The 21,437-nt window shown below is 48.8% G+C and carries 20 protein-coding genes; 11 read left to right on the top strand and 9 right to left on the bottom strand.

Annotated elements, in window-relative coordinates; all coding sequences use genetic code 11:
• Positions 1-165: 165 nt before the first annotated feature.
• Positions 166-903 carry a CoA transferase subunit A gene (locus JHJ32_RS18355; RefSeq protein WP_079716013.1) on the top strand — a complete coding sequence of 246 codons (738 nt, stop codon included), beginning with the start codon at positions 166-168 and terminating at the stop codon, positions 901-903.
• Positions 893-1,552: a 3-oxoacid CoA-transferase subunit B gene (locus JHJ32_RS18360; protein WP_079715692.1), complete on the top strand. Its 660-nt coding sequence runs from the start codon at positions 893-895 to the stop codon at positions 1,550-1,552. The genes JHJ32_RS18355 and JHJ32_RS18360 overlap by 11 nt, the downstream gene beginning before the upstream one ends.
• On the opposite strand, the gene JHJ32_RS18365 is transcribed toward JHJ32_RS18360, so the two are convergent.
• The 3 genes from JHJ32_RS18365 to JHJ32_RS18375 are packed head-to-tail and all read right to left on the bottom strand — an operon-like array spanning position 1,549 to position 3,862.
• Positions 1,549-2,187: a uridine kinase gene (locus JHJ32_RS18365; protein WP_079715693.1), complete on the bottom strand. Its 639-nt coding sequence runs from the start codon at positions 2,185-2,187 to the stop codon at positions 1,549-1,551. The genes JHJ32_RS18360 and JHJ32_RS18365 overlap by 4 nt on opposite strands.
• Positions 2,174-3,088, bottom strand: coding sequence for a LysM peptidoglycan-binding domain-containing protein (locus JHJ32_RS18370; protein WP_079715694.1), 915 nt, complete (start codon positions 3,086-3,088; stop codon positions 2,174-2,176). The genes JHJ32_RS18365 and JHJ32_RS18370 overlap by 14 nt, the downstream gene beginning before the upstream one ends.
• Before the next feature lie 18 nt (positions 3,089-3,106).
• On the bottom strand, positions 3,107-3,862 hold the full coding sequence (locus JHJ32_RS18375; RefSeq protein WP_200121962.1) for a DUF4905 domain-containing protein: 756 nt from the start codon (positions 3,860-3,862) through the stop codon (positions 3,107-3,109).
• A gap of 38 nt (positions 3,863-3,900) precedes the next feature.
• On the opposite strand from JHJ32_RS18375, the gene JHJ32_RS18380 reads away from it, so the two are divergent.
• Both JHJ32_RS18380 and JHJ32_RS18385 read left to right on the top strand, forming a co-directional pair.
• Complete coding sequence (locus JHJ32_RS18380) at positions 3,901-5,259, top strand: nodulation protein NfeD (RefSeq protein ID WP_200121989.1); 1,359 nt, start codon at positions 3,901-3,903, stop codon at positions 5,257-5,259.
• A 59-nt stretch (positions 5,260-5,318) separates the two neighbouring features.
• Positions 5,319-5,798, top strand: coding sequence for a Dps family protein (locus JHJ32_RS18385; protein ID WP_079715697.1), 480 nt, complete (start codon positions 5,319-5,321; stop codon positions 5,796-5,798).
• A 135-nt stretch (positions 5,799-5,933) separates the two neighbouring features.
• Here the strand turns inward: JHJ32_RS18385 and JHJ32_RS18390 are convergent, their stop codons facing one another.
• Both JHJ32_RS18390 and JHJ32_RS18395 read right to left on the bottom strand, forming a co-directional pair.
• Positions 5,934-7,475, bottom strand: coding sequence for an OmpP1/FadL family transporter (locus tag JHJ32_RS18390; protein ID WP_200121963.1), 1,542 nt, complete (start codon positions 7,473-7,475; stop codon positions 5,934-5,936).
• A 109-nt stretch (positions 7,476-7,584) separates the two neighbouring features.
• On the bottom strand, positions 7,585-8,742 hold the full coding sequence (locus tag JHJ32_RS18395) for a hypothetical protein (RefSeq protein ID WP_200121964.1): 1,158 nt from the start codon (positions 8,740-8,742) through the stop codon (positions 7,585-7,587).
• Positions 8,743-8,946: 204 nt separating this feature from the next.
• Here JHJ32_RS18395 and proS point away from each other — a divergent pair, with 204 nt between their 5' ends.
• From proS to JHJ32_RS18420, 5 genes are all read left to right on the top strand, one after another.
• Positions 8,947-10,419, top strand: a complete 1,473-nt coding sequence (gene proS / locus JHJ32_RS18400) for a proline--tRNA ligase (protein WP_200121965.1) — start codon at positions 8,947-8,949, stop codon at positions 10,417-10,419.
• A 6-nt stretch (positions 10,420-10,425) separates the two neighbouring features.
• Positions 10,426-11,223, top strand: coding sequence for a 2-dehydropantoate 2-reductase N-terminal domain-containing protein (locus JHJ32_RS18405; protein ID WP_079715702.1), 798 nt, complete (start codon positions 10,426-10,428; stop codon positions 11,221-11,223).
• An 87-nt stretch (positions 11,224-11,310) separates the two neighbouring features.
• The gene (locus tag JHJ32_RS18410) at positions 11,311-12,456 is read left to right on the top strand and encodes a cystathionine gamma-synthase (protein ID WP_079716014.1); all 1,146 of its coding nucleotides are present in this window, start codon (positions 11,311-11,313) and stop codon (positions 12,454-12,456) included.
• Positions 12,456-13,325: a TIGR02757 family protein gene (locus tag JHJ32_RS18415; protein WP_200121966.1), complete on the top strand. Its 870-nt coding sequence runs from the start codon at positions 12,456-12,458 to the stop codon at positions 13,323-13,325. Before JHJ32_RS18410 ends, JHJ32_RS18415 begins: the two co-directional genes overlap by 1 nt.
• A 22-nt stretch (positions 13,326-13,347) precedes the next feature.
• Complete coding sequence (locus JHJ32_RS18420) at positions 13,348-13,944, top strand: TlpA disulfide reductase family protein (protein ID WP_079715704.1); 597 nt, start codon at positions 13,348-13,350, stop codon at positions 13,942-13,944.
• Positions 13,945-13,969: 25 nt separating this feature from the next.
• On the opposite strand, the gene JHJ32_RS18425 is transcribed toward JHJ32_RS18420, so the two are convergent.
• Entirely contained in the window at positions 13,970-14,950 is a 981-nt protein-coding gene (locus tag JHJ32_RS18425) for a D-glycerate dehydrogenase (protein WP_233632747.1), read from the bottom strand.
• An 85-nt stretch (positions 14,951-15,035) separates the two neighbouring features.
• Here JHJ32_RS18425 and pyrF point away from each other — a divergent pair, with 85 nt between their 5' ends.
• Positions 15,036-15,869 carry an orotidine-5'-phosphate decarboxylase gene (pyrF, locus tag JHJ32_RS18430; RefSeq protein ID WP_200121967.1) on the top strand — a complete coding sequence of 278 codons (834 nt, stop codon included), beginning with the start codon at positions 15,036-15,038 and terminating at the stop codon, positions 15,867-15,869.
• A 14-nt stretch (positions 15,870-15,883) separates the two neighbouring features.
• Here pyrF and JHJ32_RS18435 read toward each other — a convergent pair whose 3' ends face one another.
• From JHJ32_RS18435 to lon, 3 genes are read right to left on the bottom strand one after another with little or no spacing between them, the layout of a single operon-like run.
• Entirely contained in the window at positions 15,884-16,438 is a 555-nt protein-coding gene (locus JHJ32_RS18435) for an NADPH-dependent FMN reductase (protein WP_233632748.1), read from the bottom strand.
• Positions 16,439-16,486: 48 nt separating this feature from the next.
• Positions 16,487-17,773 (bottom strand): hemolysin family protein, encoded by a 1,287-nt coding sequence (locus tag JHJ32_RS18440; RefSeq protein WP_200121968.1) that lies wholly within the window; start codon positions 17,771-17,773, stop codon positions 16,487-16,489.
• A 51-nt stretch (positions 17,774-17,824) separates the two neighbouring features.
• On the bottom strand, positions 17,825-20,284 hold the full coding sequence (lon, locus tag JHJ32_RS18445) for an endopeptidase La (RefSeq protein WP_079715707.1): 2,460 nt from the start codon (positions 20,282-20,284) through the stop codon (positions 17,825-17,827).
• Positions 20,285-20,721: 437 nt separating this feature from the next.
• Here lon and JHJ32_RS18450 point away from each other — a divergent pair, with 437 nt between their 5' ends.
• Complete coding sequence (locus JHJ32_RS18450) at positions 20,722-21,396, top strand: tetratricopeptide repeat protein (protein WP_200121969.1); 675 nt, start codon at positions 20,722-20,724, stop codon at positions 21,394-21,396.
• The last annotated feature ends 41 nt before the right edge of the window (positions 21,397-21,437 follow it).

Below are 21,437 nucleotides of genomic sequence, written 5' to 3' on the forward strand. Positions count from 1 at the left end.
ATCATACATCACGTTGCAAAGTTAAGGCTTTATTTAGAAAAATTCCAATTAACACGGGAAATTTTTGACGGGCTGATGTGGAGACTTGGATGATTGTCATAAGTTTTGTAACTTGTGGACATTCCCGGTAGGGAAGTACCCAATATATACCAATGTATAAACGTCATGATTAATAAGGTTGTAAATGACGCGCGCGAAGCCATCGTAGGTATCACTGACGGTATGACGCTCATGTTGGGCGGTTTCGGTCTGTGCGGTATACCCGAAAATTGTATCAATGAAATCGTCAGGCAGGGCATTTCGGGGCTTACCTGCATTTCAAACAATGCAGGAGTGGATGATTTCGGCATCGGCATGATGCTCCAGAAACGCCAGGTAAAAAAAATGATAGCCTCTTACGTGGGAGAAAATGCAGAATTTGAACGGCAGTTGCTCAGCGGCGAGCTTGAAGTGGAATTGATCCCACAGGGCACCTTGGCTACTCGCTGCCTTGCGGCGGGCTATGGCATGCCCGCGATCTTCACGCCTGCCGGCGTAGGCACTGAGGTGGCCGAGGGAAAGGAAATACGGAGTTTCAGAGGCAAAGACTATGTGATGGAAATGGCCTTTGAAGCTGATTTTGCGCTTGTAAAAGCATGGAAGGGAGATACCGCCGGCAACTTAATCTACCGGAGAACGGCCCGTAACTTCAACCCTGTGATGGCCATGGCCGGAAGGATTACGATTGCGGAAGTGGAAGAGCTCGTAAACGCAGGTGAATTGGATCCCGATCACATTCATACTCCTGGTATTTATGTGCATCGGATTTTCCAGGGGCAGGGCTATGAAAAGCGGATTGAACAACGCACGGTGAGGAAACGTGAGGGAATCAATTTAACGAAAGCGGTAGATTATGCTGGATAAAAACGGGATAGCCAAGCGTATCGCTCAGGAGATAAAAGACGGTTATTATGTGAACCTGGGCATCGGTATACCGACGTTAGTGGCGAATTTTATACCTGACGGTATGCAAGTGGTATTGCAGTCTGAAAATGGGTTGCTGGGTATGGGGCCATTCCCCTACGAAGGAGAGGAAGACGCCGATCTCATCAATGCCGGAAAGCAGACCGTTACCATGTCGCCTGGCGCTTCGGTGTTCGACTCGGCGATGAGCTTTGGAATGATTAGGGCGCAAAAGGTCGACCTAACTATCCTCGGCGCGATGGAAGTGTCGGAATACGGAGACATCGCCAACTGGAAAATACCGGGAAAGCTTGTCAAAGGCATGGGCGGGGCCATGGATCTCGTAGCGTCGGCCAAAAACATTATCGTAGCCATGCAGCAGGTTAGTAAGGCCGGGGAGAGCAAGCTACTTTCCCGGTGCACGCTGCCGCTTACAGGAGTGCGCTGCATCCGGAAAGTGATAACCGAAATGGCGGTTTTCGAGGTCGATATCGAAAACGGTGGTTTCCACTTGCTGGAACGCGCTCCCGGAGTCAGTGTTGATGAAATACGCAATGCCACGGCAGGCAGATTCAAGGCGTCAGGAATGATTCCTGAGATGCAGCTTTAGAAGACTTTTGTGCGCAGCTCGGTGGAAATTTCGTCTATGATTGCCACAAGGGGGGCCGGATCATCCGTATTATTAATGATAATGCGGTCGCACAGGTCGCGATAGGGCAGAAGATATTGCCGATAGGCGGGCATGACATGATTTACCCATTTATATCGCACGTCTTCATCGTTGTAGCCGCGCTCAACCAAGTCTCTTTTTAGGCGTCTTTGCAAAGCGATTTCTTCTTCCGCATGCAAGAATATGCGATGATTGAGCAAGGCGTTTACTTCCTCGTAGTAAAAAATAAATAATCCTTCAATAATTAAAATAGGGGCAGCCCGGGTCTCCAGCAATTTCGGTTTCAACGCCGGATTGTTGAAGGTGTATTCTTTCCGGAAAATGGTCCGGCCATCGACAAGCGTTTCAATATCCCGGAAAAATGCGGCACGGTCAATAGCCGTGGGCAGATCAAAGTTATATAATTTGTTCTCTTCCCGTGTCTTGGTATTCGCAGGGATATAATAATCGTCTTGCGAGATCAGCGCCACCTCGTGCGGGGCGAAGTGGTTGAGGAAACTATTCAGAAAAAATGTTTTTCCAGAGCCACTGCTTCCCGCGATGCCAACGACGTACGGTGCGTTAGTTTGAGTCATTTGGGGTGCCGTAGGAGATTTCCACCTGGAAGCGTCTATCGAGTACGCCGATTAAAGACGCTGCTGATTTTGAGACAACAATAATGGCATCCTTCGTTTCTGCAGTCTCTGCAAATTTGCCCACCACTTTAATCAGCGCGGTGCGGTTCGTCATTGGGTTAGTGATTTTGATCACGGTACCGATGGGAGCGGTTTTATGCAACGCAAGCATGCTGCCTTCCCCTTGGTTGAGGTCATCTATCCACACGCCGACTCCTTTTTCGGTCATTTCACGGATGCCATATCGGTTTTCGGGGATGACCAGTGGATCCGCTTCACTGGCCGCAGAATCTTCCGTGACAATAAGCTGGCTCGCTTTGGGAGGCGCGGGCGGAAGTTCCTTGTTTGGAATTTTCAGGATGGTGCCCGCTTTCAGTGCTTCGTCGGTGAGACCGTTTGCGCGTTTGATGCTTTCAACGGATATGACAAACCGTTTGGAAATATTGAAGAGGGTTTCGCCGTTGCCAACCTTGTATGCGGTGTATTCGTCTTGCGATAATGCCGGGGGAGCGGCTACATCCGCGGCAGCGAGGGCTGTCGATCCGGTATCGTTTGTCGTGCTATTACCGGCGTTGGCATTTGAATCTGCTGCGGGGATGCGCACGGTATCGCCAACTTTTAGTGATTTATTGCCATTGGCAGCGATGATTTGCTTGACGGGTACCCCGTATTGCCTGCTCAACCCGTAGTACGTTTCTCGCGCCTCCAATTGGTGGATAACTATTTTTTTGCCATTTTCATAACTCACACCTATGGAATCCAGTACAGATGAAGCCTTTGACGAAAAGCTGCAACAACCGATTAGCAGCGCCATAAAAAAAGAGGTACGGTATAAATAGGTGGTTTTATATGTAATGCTCATGTTAAAAATTCGTTGCAATTATACTAAATACGAAACAATTTCCTGTTTATTATCGCTGATGATGAAAAGCAACTGATCAATCATAAAAAAAACTTCCGGTGTCATTTTAACCAGGTTTGCTAACACAACCACATCCGCCAATATGGCTCGTCCGCTGGATACAACCAGTCTGACACGGAATGCCTGTCCATCTTTTTCATGGAAAGCCCAGATATGTTTTAAACCTACCTGGCAATAAAAAATATCACCATAAACCGCATAATTTTTCAGAAACGTAGGAACGTCTGCCGTATACGTCCGGGGTAAGACTACGGCAGAGCCAATAGGTTTATCGACTGAAATGTTAAATTGTGTTAAATTTCCGTCGGATGGCGCGAGGTATTGTTCGTAGCCGGCGGCAAAACTGCGATGCCTGACAATGAGTTGCCGGTTGGCGATACCCAGCAACGTATAGTTAAACTGTTCCCACAGGAGGTTACCGGTAAAGGCATCAAGGCAGGCGATGCCAGGATGGTCGGGACTGTCCGTGCCAAACGCCCGAACAATCAATTTACCCTCAATAATCCCGGCTAAGGTCCAATGGCGGTCGCCATAGGGTATTTCATGGATCAACGAAACGCCCGTTGTGTAGTCTACTACCGAAAATGAAGGGGTTCCTTGATCCCGGTTGCGGGTTTCGATGGCAAGCACACCATTTGCCGTATCGGCTTCAATGCGCCAAATGAGTCCCAAAAAACTTTTTTGGAATACCGTTTTTAATGTATATTTATCCATTAATTAATAGCCCTCAAAATTATAAGGTTTTGAACGATATGTGCAAAAAAAAGCAGACAAAGAAACTGTTCGGGCTGGCGTCATTCTTCTTTGGACTGTTACTCGTGAGTTTTTCCGTACAGGCGCAACAGGTTTACCGGTTTGATCTAAAGGAAGATATCGGTCCCAATGCCTGGCGAACGGTAAAAAATGCGTTCGCCCAAGCGGAACAGGCCAAAGTGGATTTGGTACTTATCGAGATGAATACATTTGGCGGGATGGTCAATTTTGCGGATTCCATCCGTGTTCGGATATTGGATTCGTCGGTTAAGACGGTGGTTTTCATCAACCACAATGCTGCCTCGGCAGGCGCGCTGATAGCGTTGGCTACCGACCGGATTTACATGAGCAAGGGGTCCAGCATTGGTGCCGCGAGTGTCGTTGATCAATCAGGGCAGGTGCTCCCCGAAAAGCACCAATCCTATATGCGGGGCCTGATGCGGGCAACAGCCGAAGCCAAGGGCCGTGATCCGAAGATCGCCGAAGCGTTTGTAGATCCAGATGTGGATCTACCCCACATCAAACCTGCCGGTAAAGTGCTTACACTGACGTCGTCGGAAGCTGTTGACGTCCGGCTGGCGGAAGCGGAAGTTGCGTCGGCAGACGCAGTGCTCGCCGCAGAGGGGATACGTGATCCGCAGATCACGGTGCATCGCATTACAGCCATTGACCGGATTATCGCCTTTCTTATCAATCCAGCGGTTAGCGGCATACTGATGCTGCTCATTATCGGTGGGATTTATTTTGAGCTGCAGACCCCGGGTATTGGCTTTGCATTGGTTGTTGCCATTATCGCAGCCGTACTTTTCTTTGCACCGCTATACCTTCAAGGGCTGGCCGACAATTGGGAGATTGCGTTGTTTATAGCTGGCTTGGTACTCATATTACTGGAGTTATTTGTAATCCCTGGCTTCGGTGTTGCGGGTATATTGGGTATTATCTGCCTGGTATGTGGGTTGGCATTCAGTATGGTTGTTAACGATTATTTTGATTTTTCAATTGGTGAGCCCGGTATGCTGTTCAATTCGTTTTTATTGGTCATCGCCTCTATGGTGGTGGCGACCATCGTGATGGTTATTTTTGGCAAAAATCTGTTGAGAAGCCGTGCTTTCCAACGTCTGGTATTGCAGGACGAACAACGTTCGCAGGAAGGATACACCTCTTCGCAGAAAAATAGCGCAATAGTCGACAAGGAGGGCAAAGCCAAGACCGTACTCCGCCCATCCGGCAAGGTCGAGATAGAAGGCAAGTGGTACGATGCAGTGGCGTTGGACGGTTTCATTGATATCGGCGAAGATATCTATGTGGAGAAGCATGAAAACTATAATCTTTTTGTCAGAAAGAAACGCACCCCATGATGACATGGGAAACTTTTTGTAGCTTCAGCTGTTTTACAGACAAATAAACTTATAACATCATGAACCCAAAAGTAATTAGTCTAGAAGAGAAAAAACTAAGGCCGGTTGTTGATCACCTGAATGATTTATTAGCCAACTATCATATTCATTACCAGAAATTGCGCGGATGCCATTGGAATGTCCGCGGGAACCATTTCTTTACGTTGCATGCGAAGTTCGAAGAATTGTATACCAATGCACTGACAACCATTGACGAGTTGGCGGAGCGCATTCTTACACTGGGTAAATCCCCCTTCAGCACATTCAAGGATTATGTAGAGAACGCTGAACTCAAGGAGGCAGATACCATCGGGATGAAAGATGTCGACATGGTCAAGGCTATCATCGAGGATTTGGAAGCGCTAATCGCCATGCAGCGTGATTTGCTGGAAATTACTTCGGAAGCAGAAGATGAGGGGACTAATGACATGATCAATGCGTTTATGCAATTCAACGAAAAACAGAACTGGATGTTGCGCGCTTTTGTGAATAAAGCTTGATCTCTGGTTCTCCACATAGGTGATGCCGCCCAGTCTGCGGGTAACCGGGACACAAAATCGAAAAGGCCTGTCCAAAAAATTTCGGACAGGCCTTTCGCCGTTAGTATCGGACTGGCTTGGATGATTCCCTGTTTCCTAAAACTTTAAGCCCACGGACAATAGCACATTATGCCGCTGGTTTTTTACTTCGGCAACCGGACTATACCAGCCAGCTGCGTCGTCTAACAGATAAGGGCTCATGTTGTAACTCCGTTGGAAATTTTGGTAAGTCAAATCTACGTAGACGTTGTTGATGCGATAGCCCAGGCCACCGGAAACCGTTTGACCACTATAATCAATGCCTTCATCTTTGTACGGGCTGCCAGCATAGCCGTACCCAGCCCTGACCATCAATAGCGGAGCAATTAAGTACTCACCGCCTATTCTGAAATTGACGGCACTACCATAAGTAGCCGCAATCCCATCATTGAAATCGCGGTCATATACCGCATCGGACGAAGACATCGACATGCTAGCGTAATCGACGTAGTCAATGTCGGCGCTCAAAAGCCCTTCGCCAAAGATATAGGCTACGCCACCGCTTAGTTTGTAAGGGGTACGCAGGTTGTAATCATAATATACCGGATCACCGGGGTTTTCGTCAAAATTATCCGAACCGTTTGTCAGGTAATTGGTAATACCGAAGTAGTCTTCATAATCGTTGGTGAGGCTATACCAAGTCGGTGTGGTGGCCGAAAGTCCGATCTGAACTTGCGGGACTGGTTTGAAAATTACACCAAGCTTAGCATTAAATCCGTTTCCGGTAGTGTTTGACCAGTATTCGTCGTCAAATTCATACGCCGATTCCAAGAGGGGGTTGTATATCCCGTAGTCACTGTGGTTCGGGTTCACAAAACGGGAGCCGGGGTTTTGGCTATAAATATAACCATAATCCAGGATGGCACCATCTTCCATAAACAGCCGGTTCATACGGTTGTTGATACGGGTGAAGCCCACACTTGCACCGATGTAGAATTGATTCGAATAGTTAGCACCGAAAGAAAGGTTGGTTTCGGATTGATGTCCTTGCTCACGGTAATATGCGGTTTGTACATTGTCCACCGCGGTCATTGGAATCAACTGGCCATTGGCATTTTCGTCTACCATGCCAAACTGCCAACCGATATCACCAAGGAGGAAACCATCTTCCAACGCCATAAAGTCACCGTAGCTGCTCTCATGGTTTACGCCGGTAAATCCCAGTGTAGAATGAAAGTTGTTTGTCCGGTGATAGCCGATACCGACATTGAAGTTGAGCCAGCCTGACGAAAGGTTGCTGCCGCGCACTTTCCTGGTGGGGATATGAAAGACCGCAGCTGCTTGGTTGATGGCAAACTTATCGACATTGTTACTGCTATTAGTACCAAAGTATAAGGCGCTGTTGACATCGCTGCTGAAGTCAAAAGACAAGCCGATGTCCGATTGTCCGAAGAATCCGAGGCCGGCGGGATTTCCGGATACCGAACTGAGATCCCCACCGAGTGCCGTTTGGGCATTTCCAAGTGCCTTAAATCGCGCAGATGCGCCCTGTTCGGGTTGTGAAAACCGCAAAAACTCATCCAACGATTGCGCTTGGGCAGGGATAAATGCGCATCCCCATAACGACGCTAAGACTATTATGCTTTTTGGCTTTATCATATGTTTAGTACATTGAAACTTGTATAATGAAGGCCAGCCAATCCTTTGGTATAGATTGTAGCTGACCTGTCTTTTATAATATTGTTGTCGTGCTCTGATGGAATAACGATTAACCTCTGCCTCTTCCGCCTCCACGGCTGCTGCTACCACTGCTACCACGGCTAACGCCACCGCTGGAACCTGAAGAACGGGATGGAGGTGATACGGAAGAACCTCTGCTGCCGCTTCCGGATGACCGGGGGGCTACGCTACTTGGACGTGTAGAGGAAGCCGGGCGGGCAGGCCGGGCATTGCTCCCAGTTGGACGGGTAGTCGAAGCGGGGCGAGCACTTTGCCCCGCAGGCCTACGAGTGGTTGTCCCTACTGGCCGGGCAGTCTGACCGGCGGGACGGGCACTCCGTATACCTTCGGAGCTGCCGGTACTGCGTGTACTGCTTGGCCGAGCACCTCTAACGGTAGAGGTTGCACCTCCACGGGTGACCGAAGTACGGGTCGCATCGCCTGCACTTCTCGTAGCTACCGTGCGAGTGGAAATGCGGCCATTTGCATCACGGCTAATCGCCGTTCTGGTCGCTGTCCGGGATGATCCAACGGCATTACTTGAGCGGCCTGTCCGGACATCCATGCGCGAACGCGAGGCCGTGCGGGTGCCTCTCGTGCGGTTGTCAATAATAACGGCACCGGGATAATAGCCACCCCAGCCGCCCCAACCCCAGCGGCTGTACGCATAGGGACCCCCGAAGCCTCTGCCATAATAAGGTGAACCCCAGCCCCAATGACCGCCGAAATAAGGGTTATACCAGCTGCTGCCCCAACCGAGGCCCCAGCCACCCCAACCCCAGCCGAAACCGAGACTCCAGGCGCCACCCCAGCCCATGCCCCATCCGGGTCCGTACCAGGAATTGAATCCGAACCATGGATCAAACCAAGGGTCATAATAGCTCATGCCGGGGGAATTATAATAAAAACGGTTTATCCGATTGGCATATTCACTGTCGCTGTACTCATCAGCATAATAATCATTGTAATAGCCATCATCCGCATACTCGTCTTCATAATATCCGTCCGCTGCTACCGCTTGTTGCTCATCCTGCTGAGCCCGTTCATCATAATAATAATCCGGGCTTTGATAACTTTCCTCCACTGCCCGGGCATTATTATTATAGACGTCGTCGCGGAATGCAACCTGCCTCGACGTGCTGCACGCACCCAAAAGCAGAATGCTTGCTAAGGTTATTACGCTGACTACTAATCTATTGGTCTTCATGTCAATTATCCTTTCGTTTGGTTAAAGCCCTCGCTTTTATGTGTATAGACGATATTTTGTATGATTGGTTTAATCCGCCGATCATTTTTTGTTCGGTAAATTTGCCAAAAGGGACTACCTTTGCTTGGCAAAATTTAAACAGTACATTACGGTTAAACGTATTGCAATCCGCAAAAATTACACTAATTTTATAGAAAGTCAACTATGAGCAAAGGAATTACAAGTCGCAAAACGGATTATTCCCAGTGGTACAATGAACTTGTCGTAAAGGCTGACCTGGCTGAGCACTCTGCGGTGCGGGGATGCATGGTGATAAAACCTTACGGCTATGCCATTTGGGAAAAGATGCAAGCGGCGCTCGATAAGATGTTTAAAGATACAGGGCATAGCAATGCTTATTTTCCTTTGTTCATTCCAAAATCTTTTTTTTCCAAGGAAGCTTCGCATGTTGAAGGGTTCGCCACAGAGTGCGCCGTGGTGACCCATTACCGCTTAAAGAATGACGGTTCGGGCAACATCGTGGTCGATGAAGAAGCAAAGTTGGAAGAAGAGCTCATTGTGCGCCCCACTTCTGAAACCATCATCTGGAATACTTATAAGGGATGGATAGAGTCCTATCGCGATTTGCCCATCTTGGTCAACCAATGGGCAAACGTTGTTCGCTGGGAAATGCGTACCCGGCTTTTCCTTCGTACGGCCGAATTTCTTTGGCAAGAGGGCCACACCGCCCACGCCACACGTGAAGAAGCGATGGAAGAAACAGCGCGAATGCTGGGAGTTTATGCCGACTTTGCCGAAAATTGGATGGCCCTGCCCGTGGTACGAGGCCGCAAAACAGAAAACGAACGGTTTGCCGGAGCCTTGGACACACTGTGCATTGAGGCACTGATGCAGGATGGTAAAGCCCTGCAGGCGGGCACATCTCATTTTTTGGGGCAGAATTTTGCCAAGGCGTTTGACGTAAAATTTACAGCCAAAGACGGGAAGCTCGATTATGTTTGGGCTACGTCATGGGGAGTGTCTACCCGGCTGATGGGGGCGTTGATTATGGCGCATTCCGATGACCAAGGATTGGTGCTGCCACCGAAGTTGGCACCCATACAGGTGGTCATCGTGCCGATATACAAAAATGAGGAAGAGCGGCAAACGATAGGCGGATTGGCGGATACGCTGATTGCCGAATTGAAATCCAAAGGTATTTCTGTCAAGTATGACGACCGCGATACACACCGGCCCGGATTTAAATTTGCCGAGTGGGAACTCAAAGGTGTGCCTGTGCGTATCGCCGTAGGGACACGCGACATGGAAAATGGTACGGTGGAGATAGCACGTCGTGACACCCAGACCAAGGAAACGGTATCCCAAGCGGGATTGGCCGACCGGATAGAACAGTTACTGGAAACTATCCAGCACACAATCTATGAAAAAGCATTGGGTTTCCGTGATGCGAATACCGTGGAGGTAGAGACCTATGACGAGTTTAAGCGGGTACTCGATGAGCAAGGCGGCTTTGTGTCTGCGCATTGGGATGGCACTGTCGAAACCGAAAAGCTCATCAAGGAGGAAACCAAAGCGACGATCCGCTGTATTCCGTTGGCCAATAAAGAAGAAACGGGTGTGTGTATACGTACCGGGAAGCCTTCGACGCAGCGTGTGCTTTTTGCGAGGGCGTATTAGGTGACTATGTCCGCAAAGAAGGTTCTTATCATAGGATGTGGATGGGTGGGTACCTATGTAGCCACCCATTTGGTCAATGGGGGGCACCAAGTGTGGGCCACCTGCACATCCGAAGACAAAGCCGCGCGGTTGGTACAGCTGGGGTTAAAGGCACACGTCGCCAATTTCGACATCGAAAATAAGGTTGCAGGCATTCGTGAGGCGGTGTTTGACGTGGTTATCATCAGCGTCCCTATCACACATAAGGACACTATGGAGGTGGTCGAACGCCGGTTTTTCCGCCTCCGTGTTTTCCTGGAGACCCATTCGTTCGGGCAATCCATGTTTTTCGGATCGGTGGGTATTTATCCGAAGGTCGACGCTCGGATTGCTGAAGATACATTCGCAGCCGAAGAATTGGAACCCAAGTTGTTATTGGGCGAATCGATGCTACGTTTGGCTTTTCCCGATTTAAATATCCTGCGGTTGGGGGGGCTCTTTGGCCAGGAGCGCGTCATGGCGAAGTATTTTGTCGGCAAGGTCTGCGAGATAGGGTATCAAACGGCAAATTTCGTGCATGTTGAAGATGTTTATGGCATCATCCGCGCCATGATGGCAGCGCGTTCGCAAGGAAAGACATACAATGTAGTCTGCCCCGAACATCCGCTAAAGAAAGACGTCATTGACGTTTCCGCAACAAAATACGGTTATGGGTTACCGGCAGCTTTTTCGGAAGCCGACAAGACCGCAAAGATGGTGTTGCCTGACCGGTTGGTAGCCGATCTCGGTTACCGGTTTGTCTATCGTTCGCCGCTCCAATTCTGATCACGATGTTGGCCGTCATCCGATTCGTTTCTTCGGTGAATGTTTGATAACTTTACCACACTATTGTTCATCGATTCATTGATTATCATGGGATATAAATTTGCAACAAAGGCCATTCACGCAGGGCAGCATGCTGATCCGACAACCGGTGCAGTAATGACACCCATCTATCAGACGTCGACGTATCGGCAGGCGGCGCCAGGCGACCATAAAGGTTATGAGTATTCAAGGGGCACCAACCCGACACGCAAGGCATTGGAAGACTGTCTTGCGGCATTGGAAAATGGACGTCATGGATTGGCATTTTCCAGTGGGATGGCAGCGACAGAGGCCGTACTGAAGCTGCTGGCGCCAGGGGATGAAGTGATTACGGGAGATGACCTTTATGGAGGCTCTTACCGGATGTTCACAAAAGTATATGAGCGTTATGGCGTCAAATTTCATTTCGTGGATACCTCCGATCCTTTACAAATCCAAGAGAAAATCACGGCTCAAACCCGTTTGATATGGATTGAAACACCGACCAACCCAACGTTGAAATTGGCGGATATCGCGGCCATAGGACAACTGGCAAAAGCAGCCGGCGTATTGTTCGCTGTCGATAATACCTTTGCCTCGCCATATCTGCAAAACCCGTTGGATCTGGGGGCAGATATTGTGATGCATTCCGTGACGAAGTACATCGGGGGGCACTCGGACGTAGTGATGGGTGCCTTGGTAGTGAATGATAAGGTGCTGTACGACAAGTTGTTCTTTTATTACAATGCCTGTGGCGGTACACCAGGCCCCCAGGACAGCTTCTTGGTACTGCGGGGAATTAAGACGCTGCACTTGCGCATGCAGTCACATTGCGAAAACGGTCGTCAGGTAGCCAAATACCTCCGTACACATCCCCGGATAGCGAAAATCTATTGGCCAGGGTTTGAAGACCATCCAGGCCATGCTGTTGCAAAGCGGCAAATGCGCGATTTCGGCGGCATGGTATCCATTGTGCTGAAAGATGCATCGCTTGCCGATACGTTTGCCGTAGCGTCATCCTTTAAAGTGTTTACCTTAGCCGAGTCGCTGGGCGGTGTGGAATCGCTCATCAACCATCCCGCGACAATGACACATGGCTCCATACCAAAGGAAGTCCGAGAGCGGGTGGGGGTAGTAGACAACCTGATCCGCATCAGTGTGGGAATTGAGGATATTGACGATTTGTTGGCCGATTTAGAAGGGGCACTTAAGTAATGGCGTTTGATGTTAAGGGCTTTCTTGACGGCAAGGTGGACGAATACAACCGGCCGGCATTTATTGCCGATGACCCGATATGTATTCCGCATCGGTTTACCCGGAAGCAGGATATCGAAATCATGGGGTTTTTCGCGGCGGTCCTGGCCTGGGGGCAGCGCAAGACCATTATCAATAAGTGTATGGAGCTGATTACCCGTATGGATGGCGTACCATTTGATTTCGTGCGGCTCCATCAAGAAAGCGATCTGAAGCAATTGGTCGGTTTTAAACACCGTACATTCAACGATACCGATTTGCTATATTTCATCAGCTTTTTTCGGGCGCACTATGCGATGCATGATTCATTGGAAAACGCATTTCTGCCTCCCAACGCGGCCGATACGGAATTTCGTGCCGAATACTTGGAACCTCAAACAGTGGCGCATGAAAGTCCGGCGCTTGCTTCATCCGTTTGCTATCTCGGCACGCTGCAAACCCATCATTTTGGAGTGGAGGAGGCTTTGAATCATTTTCGTGCCTATTTCTTCAGCTTGCCTGATTATCCGCTACGCACGCGGAAACACGTCAGCTCGCCGTTGCAGCAATCCGCCTGTAAGCGGCTGAATATGTTTTTGCGCTGGATGGTGCGGCATGACGACCGAGGGGTAGATTTCGGCTTGTGGCGGCGGATCATGCCTTCCCAATTGATTTGTCCCTGTGATGTGCATGTCGAGCGGGTCGCGCGTAAATTAGGGCTTATCCAACGGCGCCAATCCGATTGGAAGACAGCGATGGAGCTGACCAACAACTTACGATTGCTGGACCCCGAAGACCCCGTAAAATATGACTTTGCCTTATTTGGCCTTGGGGTTGAAGGGGCGTTATAAGAAAAACGAATAACGAATTCAAATGAAAAAGATTAGCACATCCACCGTCATCACGCTTACGCTGTGTTTATTTATGGTTGTATTGTTGTTGAACCCAGATGCAAAGGCGTGGGTAAGTCGGGGCTTGATGGCAATCGGCTTATACAAGCCGGATTTGGCCAATAGTACGGACACGGTGGCACAGCCAACGCCGTCGACGGCAGCAGGGCGGCCACCGGTTTTTTTTAAGGATGGCGAAGGTACCCGCATCGACGTAGCCAACCAATCGGGTAAGGTGGTGTTCATTAATTTTTGGGCCACTTGGTGTCCCCCCTGTATCGCCGAGCTACCATCTATTGACAAGCTTTACCAGCAATTTAAGGATCATGAGCATGTCGTCTTTGTCATGGTCGATGTGGATAATCAATACGAGCAATCCAAGCAATTCATGGTCGATAGAAAATTGAGCTTACCTGTGCACATTCCTTCGGGTAATATCCCGGCTGATTGGCTTGGCAATGCCATTCCAACCACCATTATCCTTGATAAGCAGGGGCAAGTCGCGGCGCGCCATGAAGGGATGGCTGATTACAGCCGCCCTGAGGTCGTCGAGTTCATCCAGAAACTGGCTGCCGAATAACCATGGGCCGTGCCATGAAGCGTAGCTAGTGGTTATAGACCTCCGGATTGACACAGTAGGGGAGTTTGTCGCCGCGGAGACCTGCGAGTACATTTTCTACCGTAAGCTGCATCATTTTCATCCGGGTTTCAACGGTTGCCGAGCCTATATGCGGTAAAATGGCCACATTGGGCATATTCAGGAGTGGATTATCGGGTGCCATCGGCTCCGGGTTCGTGACATCGAGGCCCGCACCCCAAATCACTCCATTTTCCAGGGCGGTCCGGAGGTCTTCTTCATTATGCATGGAACCCCTCGCGGTATTAATAAAAATCGCTGATGCCTTCATTCTGGAAAACGCATCACGGTTGAAGATCCCTTGAGTCTGGTCACTGAGGTTGGCATGTACACTGAGGACATCACTTTGCTCGAGCAGTTCGTCAAATGATACCCTACGTGCATCCAAATCCTGCTCGGCCTCTTCATTATGCCCTCGGTTGTGGTAAATGACGGGCATATTGAAAGCATAGCGGCAGCTCTTAGCCATCTCGTAGCCGATGCGCCCCAGCCCGTATATTCCCAATGTTTTGCCTTGTAAATCAATGCCGAGGTCCACCATTGGATCAAAAAATCCCCAATTGCCACGCAGAATTTCCTTGTGTTTGTGAATCGCCTTGCGGGCGACATTTTGCATCAGTAAAAAGGCCGTGTCGGCCGTCGCTTTACTCAGCACGCCCGGTGTATTCCCGATTGGGATGCCCAAACGGGTGGCGGTGGCCACGTCTACATGGTCATAGCCTACGCTACATAGTGCAATGACGCGGAGGTGGTCGCACGCCGCCAATACATCGCTGTCGATGGCATGCCCGCCTACGCTAAATAAGGCATCGCTGTCTTTTGCATACTGGATGAGCTCATCGGGAGTCAGATCGCGCTTTTCCGTCCATTCAAAAAGCCTATGGCCCTGATCGGTCAATGATTGTTTGATGATTGCCGGGACTTCTCGGGTTATGAAGATGTTCATCATGAGATATCTGACGATAAATATAAGGTTTTTATTTTTTAGCAGCGATTTTTCTTTTAGGTTTGCGCAATTAAAAAAACCGTATAGCATGACCCGCCACGAACTTATCCGACAAATCAAGACTAAGCGATCCTTTCTTTGCATAGGCCTCGATACCGATATCGATCTGATTCCGCCGCACTTGCTGGACAGTGAAGATCCGGTTTTTGAATTCAACCGGCAGATCATTGCCGCGACGGCGGATTTATGCGTGGCATACAAGCCCAATATAGCGTTTTATGAGGGGAGGGGAGTAGCTGGCTGGAAAAGCCTGCAAAAAACGTGGGAAGCATTGCCTAAAGATTGCCTTCGCATCGCTGATGCTAAGCGTGGGGACATCGGCAATACGGCCAAGCGTTATGCGCAGGCATTTTTTGATCAGGGGACATCGGGGCTTGGCTTTGATGCCATTACCATTGCGCCGTATATGGGGCACGATTCGGTGCAGCCTTTTCTCGGGTTTGAAGGCAAATGGGGAATCGTTCTGGCGCTTACCTCCAATGCAGGGGGGCTGGATTTCCAAACGATTGCGGACGAGCAGGGGGTGCAGCTTTTCGAGCGGGTCATTCAAAAAACCAATACCTGGGGCGATACCGGCAACCTCATGTATGTTGTCGGGGCTACGCGAGGCGAAGCCTTTGCAACCATCCGCAAACATGCACCAGACCATTTCCTGCTGGTGCCCGGCGTGGGGGCGCAGGGCGGTAGCCTGCGCGATGTGTGCAAATATGGCATGAATGCCGACTGCGGGTTGCTGGTGAATGCCACACGTTCTATCATCTATGCGTCCAACGGCCTTGACTTTGCCGAGCAGGCAAGACGGGAGGCACTGGCCTTGCAGCAAGAAATGGAACGTGAGTTGCTGGCAAGCGGTGTGCTGTAACCATTTGCCGTAGCTCAACCCTTGATGGTAGCCACCCAATCGGCGAAAGCACGCATGAAGTCACGTAGAAACTCTATGGTAGCGGCGTTCGTAAGGCTTCCATCCTCGTCAAAAAGTTCGTTTGCATGGCCGACATACGCTTCGGGTTGCGCCATGGCAGGTACATTAAGGTACGCTAATGCCTGTCTCAGGTGATGATTTGCGCCGAAGGCACCGATAGCACTGGGGGAGACACTGACCACGGCGGCCGGTTTGCCATCCCAAGAGCTTTCGCCGTACGGACGAGAACCAACGTCTAGCGCATTTTTCAACACACCGGGTATCGTCCGATTATATTCAGGTGTAACAAACAGGATACCGTCGCAATCTTTGAGCTGCTTACGAAACAGGACCCATTCTTCCGGCGGTGATTCATCAAGATCTTCGTTATACATCGGCAACTTGCTGATGTCCATGATTTCCAATTGGAGTGACTCGGGGGCGAGCGCTATCAGCGCTTTCGCCATTTTCCGACTAAATGAAGCCTTTCTGAGGCTTCCTACATAAACTACAATATTATAAGCCATCATAATAGCTATAAGCGTTTATGTGCCGAAAATGTTTGCGGTTTTCGTTATTTATAGCGAGGTTACCAATACTTTGTCAATGCGGTTGCCATCCATATCTATGACTTCAAACTCATAATTTTTCCACTGCATCCGTTCACCTGTGATAGGCATACGCCCAAGTTTAAGCAAGACGAGTCCGGCTATGGTATTGATATTGCCAAGCCCATTGTCTTCGTCATCTGTTGTAATGTTCAACAAGGTAAACAGGTTGTCCAGTTGGTATTGTCCATCAATAAGCATGCTACCGTCCTCACGTCTGACGATTTCGGGCCTTTCAGCGGTATCGCTGTTGGATATATCGCCGACCAGGCTGCTTAGGATATCATTAATGGTCACGATACCTTGCAGCGACCCATATTCATCAAGCACGACGGCTTGGTGGATCTTGGATGCTTTAAATTTATTGAGGATGCTATAAGCTGAACTGTTTTCGTGGACATAATTGACGGGTTGCGTCAGCTGCATGAGGTTAATGGGTTGATCAATAAGGTATTGTTTTAGCAAAAATTTGATGTGCACGACACCGATAATGTTGTCCAGGTTGTCTTTACATACCGGATAAACGGTATGGCCACTCTCCAGAATGGTTCGTTTATGTTCCTCGTATTCGTCGTCGATATCCAGCCATACAATATTGCTTCGGTGTGTCATCAAGTTGACGGCGCGCTTATCTCCCAGACTAAATACGCGGTCCACAATTTCGTGTTCAATGTGTTCAATGGCACCGATGTCGGCACCTTCATCCACCAGTGCTTTTATTTCTTCTTCCGTTACCGCATTTTGGGATGTCTTGATGTTGAGCAACTTGACAATCCCGTCGGTGGTTGCGCTAAGCAGCCACACAAACGGTGCTACCACCTTGCTGAGAATGTCCATGGGAAAGGCCATTATCATGGCATACTTTTCCGGGATGGCAAGACCAACGCGTTTGGGCACCAACTCACCAAGCACCAATGTGAGAAACGTGATGATGACGACTACTATCAACACGGATAGTTGAGCGCTGTATCCACTGAGCCAGGAAATTTCCGAAAGGTAAACGTCGAGACGCTGGGCTATGGTCGCTCCGCCGAAAATACCGGTGAGGATTCCAATGAGCGTGATGCCGATTTGCACGGTAGAAAGAAATCGGTTTGGCGAGTCCTTAAGCTTAAGCACTTGTTTAGCCGCCGCACTTTTTTTATCAGCCAGTACCTGTAAACGAGCCTTACGGCTTGATACAATAGCTATTTCGGAAGCCGAAAACACACCGTTTAATAGAATCAACGCCAAGATAATCAGCGACTCTGTAAGCATGAAGCTAAGATAACAATTAATTTACATAAACAAAAGTCAAGGAATACAGCGCTACGCTTCATCCAAGACCAGTTTCTTTGGTTTTTTTACTTGTTGCTTCAGCAGCGCCAGGTTAACCACTTCATGCATTTCGGTAACATAGTGAAACGTCAGATCCTTGATATAATCTTCCTTAATTTCAAGCACGTCCTTTTTATTGGCTTTCGAGAGTATCACCTCTTTGATATCGGCCCGTTTGGCAGCCAATATTTTTTCTTTTATGCCGCCTACCGGAAGCACTTTTCCACGAAGTGTGATTTCACCAGTCATGGCCAGCTTCTCTTTCACCTTGCGTTGCGTAAAGCTGGAGGCCAACGCTGTAAGCATCGTGATGCCGGCTGACGGTCCATCTTTCGGCGTGGCGCCGGCAGGTACGTGTATGTGTACATCCCACTTATCGAACACGCCATAGTCGATGCCAAATTCGTCGGCATTTGCACGAAGATAGGCCATGGCAATGCTGGCTGATTCCTTCATTACATCGCCCAGGTTGCCGGTCAAGGTCAATTTCCCTTTTCCAGGACTTAAGCTTGACTCGATGTACAGGATGTCACCCCCAACTTGGGTCCACGCGAGTCCGGTCACGACTCCAGCCACTTCATTACTTTCATAAAACTCCTTGTCGAATATGGGGGCGCCAAGGATCTGCTCTACGGTCGCGGCATCGATTTGCTTCGGTAGCGGATCCTCCATCACCACGTGGGTAGCGATTCCACGCACGATCGATCCGATTTTCTTTTCCAATCCCCGCACACCAGACTCGCGGGTATACTCGTCGATGATTTTTTCGATGACCTTGGGTCGGATGGCCACATCCTTGGGTTGCAGCCCATGCAGTTCCCGTTGCTTCGGTATTAAGTGCTTTTTGGCGATTTCGATCTTTTCTTCAATCGTATAGCCATTGACCTCAATGATTTCCATCCGGTCAAGAAGTGCCGGTTGTATGTTGGTCAATGAGTTGGCCGTAGCGATAAACATCACGTTTGACAAATCATAGTCCAACTCCACATAATGGTCATAAAAAGCGTTGTTCTGCTCTGGATCGAGCACTTCCAGCAATGCAGAAGAAGGATCGCCGCGGAAGTCGCTGCCTACTTTGTCAATCTCGTCCAGTACAAATACGGGGTTGGAAGCTCCTGCCTTTTTGAGTGACTGGATGATCCTTCCCGGCATGGCACCGATATAGGTTTTTCGATGCCCCCTGATTTCGGCCTCATCACGGATGCCGCCGAGCGCCATACGGGTATATTTACGTCCCAATGCCTTAGCGATGGATTTGCCCAAGGATGTTTTTCCCACCCCCGGAGGGCCCACAAGGCAGAGGATTGGAGCCTTCATGTTTCGTTTGAGTTTCAGCACCGCCAAGTACTCGATAATCCGTTGTTTGACTTTATCTAAGCCATAGTGATCCCGGTCCAGAACGCGTCGGGCCCGGTGCAAGTCAAAATTATCTTTGGTGAAGTCATTCCACGGTAGCTCAAGGAGGAGTTCGAGGTAATTGACCTGTACGGAATAATCCGCGGCAGCCGGATTGATGCGGGCCAGTTTGTCCAGTTCCTTATTAAAGTGCTCATCGACTTCCTTAGACCACTTTTTCGACTTTGCGCGTTTCCGCAGGTCTTCCATCTCCAAATCAGGCGTGTTACCCCCTAATTCTTCCTGGATGGTCTTCAGCTGTTGATTGAGGAAATAATCGCGTTGCTGCTTATCTAAGTCGCCTCTTACTTTGTTCTGTATCTGTGTTTTAAGTTCCAGTAATTGAAGCTCAACATTGAGCTGTTCCAGCACCTTTGAAGCACGCTTTTCCAAATCAGCCATTTCCAGCAATTGCTGTTTGAAAGACAGGTCTGCGTTGAGGTTGGAGGAAATAAAATTAATCAAGAACGCTGGGCTTTCAATGTTTTTTATAGCGATACCCGCCTCGCTGGGAATATGCGGCGACAGCTGGATAATTTGCAGCGCCATCTCCTTGATGGAAGAGAGCAGGGCATTGAACTCCCTGGTCGCTTTGTGTTTTTTTTCTTCAAAGCGTTCAATAAAGGCTTTGATATACGGATCGCTTTGAATCTGATCGCTTAGTCTGAAACGCTGCTTTCCCTGGATGATTACCGTTGTGTTGCCATCAGGCATCTGCAATATTTTGATGATCATGGCCACCGTGCCTACCTTGTTTAGCTGGTCAAACGTTGGGTCCTCGATCGCCATGTTTTGTTGCGACACAACGCCGATGATGCGATCGCCTTTATAAGCGTCCTTTACCAACTTTATGGACTTGTCCCTGCCCACTGTAATGGGAATAACCACACCGGGGAATAATACCGTATTGCGCAGAGGCAGGATTGAAAGCGATTCAGGAAGATCGGCGTTGCTCATCTCATCTTCATCTTGCTGGCTTAACAATGGGAAGAATTCGGTGTCTTCATTTATGATAGGTATTGCCTGATTAAAGTCAAATGGATCGAAATTACTCATGAATATTTTTTGTTCTTTTATATAGGCGCCACATTGGCAGTCCCTATCTATTGTGCTTGTTTAATCTATCTTTATTTCGTGATGTATATGTATGTGCAATGGTTATGCCAATAGCAAACTTTTCTGATAATTCCATGTTAAGTTGTATCATCAAGACACGTTTACTGAAAAAAAGTCAGCTGTAGGAACAGGATAGCTTAGTTGTATGCTACGCACCACATCTGCTAATATATAAAAACTATTTTTGATAAATAATAAAATGGACCTTTTAGAGTTTTATGTTTTAAATTTCATTTGGGAAGTTGTGTGACGCAAATTGTATTTGAGTATAATAATAATTATGTTTGTAGCATGGAAATTGTACCATTAGATGGCGGAAAGCCGCTTTAGGAGGATATCGTAGAAAAGGCAGAAAGGATTTTTGTAATTTAAAAGTGATGAAAAGAAACAAATTAAACATTTTTTTTAGAGGGCTTAACCGTGTTGTTTCGGGTGCAGCATTATGTTTTGCAGTGCTGGTAGCGCAGGCTCAGACTACCGAAACGGCGCCCAGCAATCCTAATGTTCGTTTAGGACAGAAAGCCTTGATTGACGGGGATTTCAAAGCGGCTGCCAGCCATTTACAAAAGGCAATGCCGGCCGAGTCGGGAGATCCGGATGTCATGTATATGTTGGGATATTCGCAGTACCAAATCGGAGACTATAGGAAGGCGTTGGAATCTTTTGGTAAAGTGGTGCAATTGCGCCCCGATCACGAGTCGGCATACTATTATCGTGGTAAAGCTAACAACATTTTGGCTGTGCAGATCGACACAAAAATCAGCTCCAGCAATCGGGAAAAAATGTTGAACGCCGCTATCGCGGATTACACCAAAGCCATCGAATTGAATGCCGCTGATACCAAGTATTACCAAAACAGGGGGATTGCTTATCGTGATTTGGGCATCCTGCGGGGTACCTCAGGCATGGCCAATTACGATAAGGACAAGGCGATTGACGCCTATGACAAGAGCATCGCTGATTTCGAACAGGTTTTGAGCATGACGCCGGGTAAGAAAGATATCCAAACGGAGATCAAGAAAGCAAAAGTTTACCGGGATAACCTGAAGTAAAAAGATTGGCTGTCGAAACAAAACGTAGAAAAGGCTTTGCG

The organism is Parapedobacter sp. ISTM3, assembly GCF_016533505.1.
Lineage (GTDB): Bacteria > Bacteroidota > Bacteroidia > Sphingobacteriales > Sphingobacteriaceae > Parapedobacter > Parapedobacter luteus.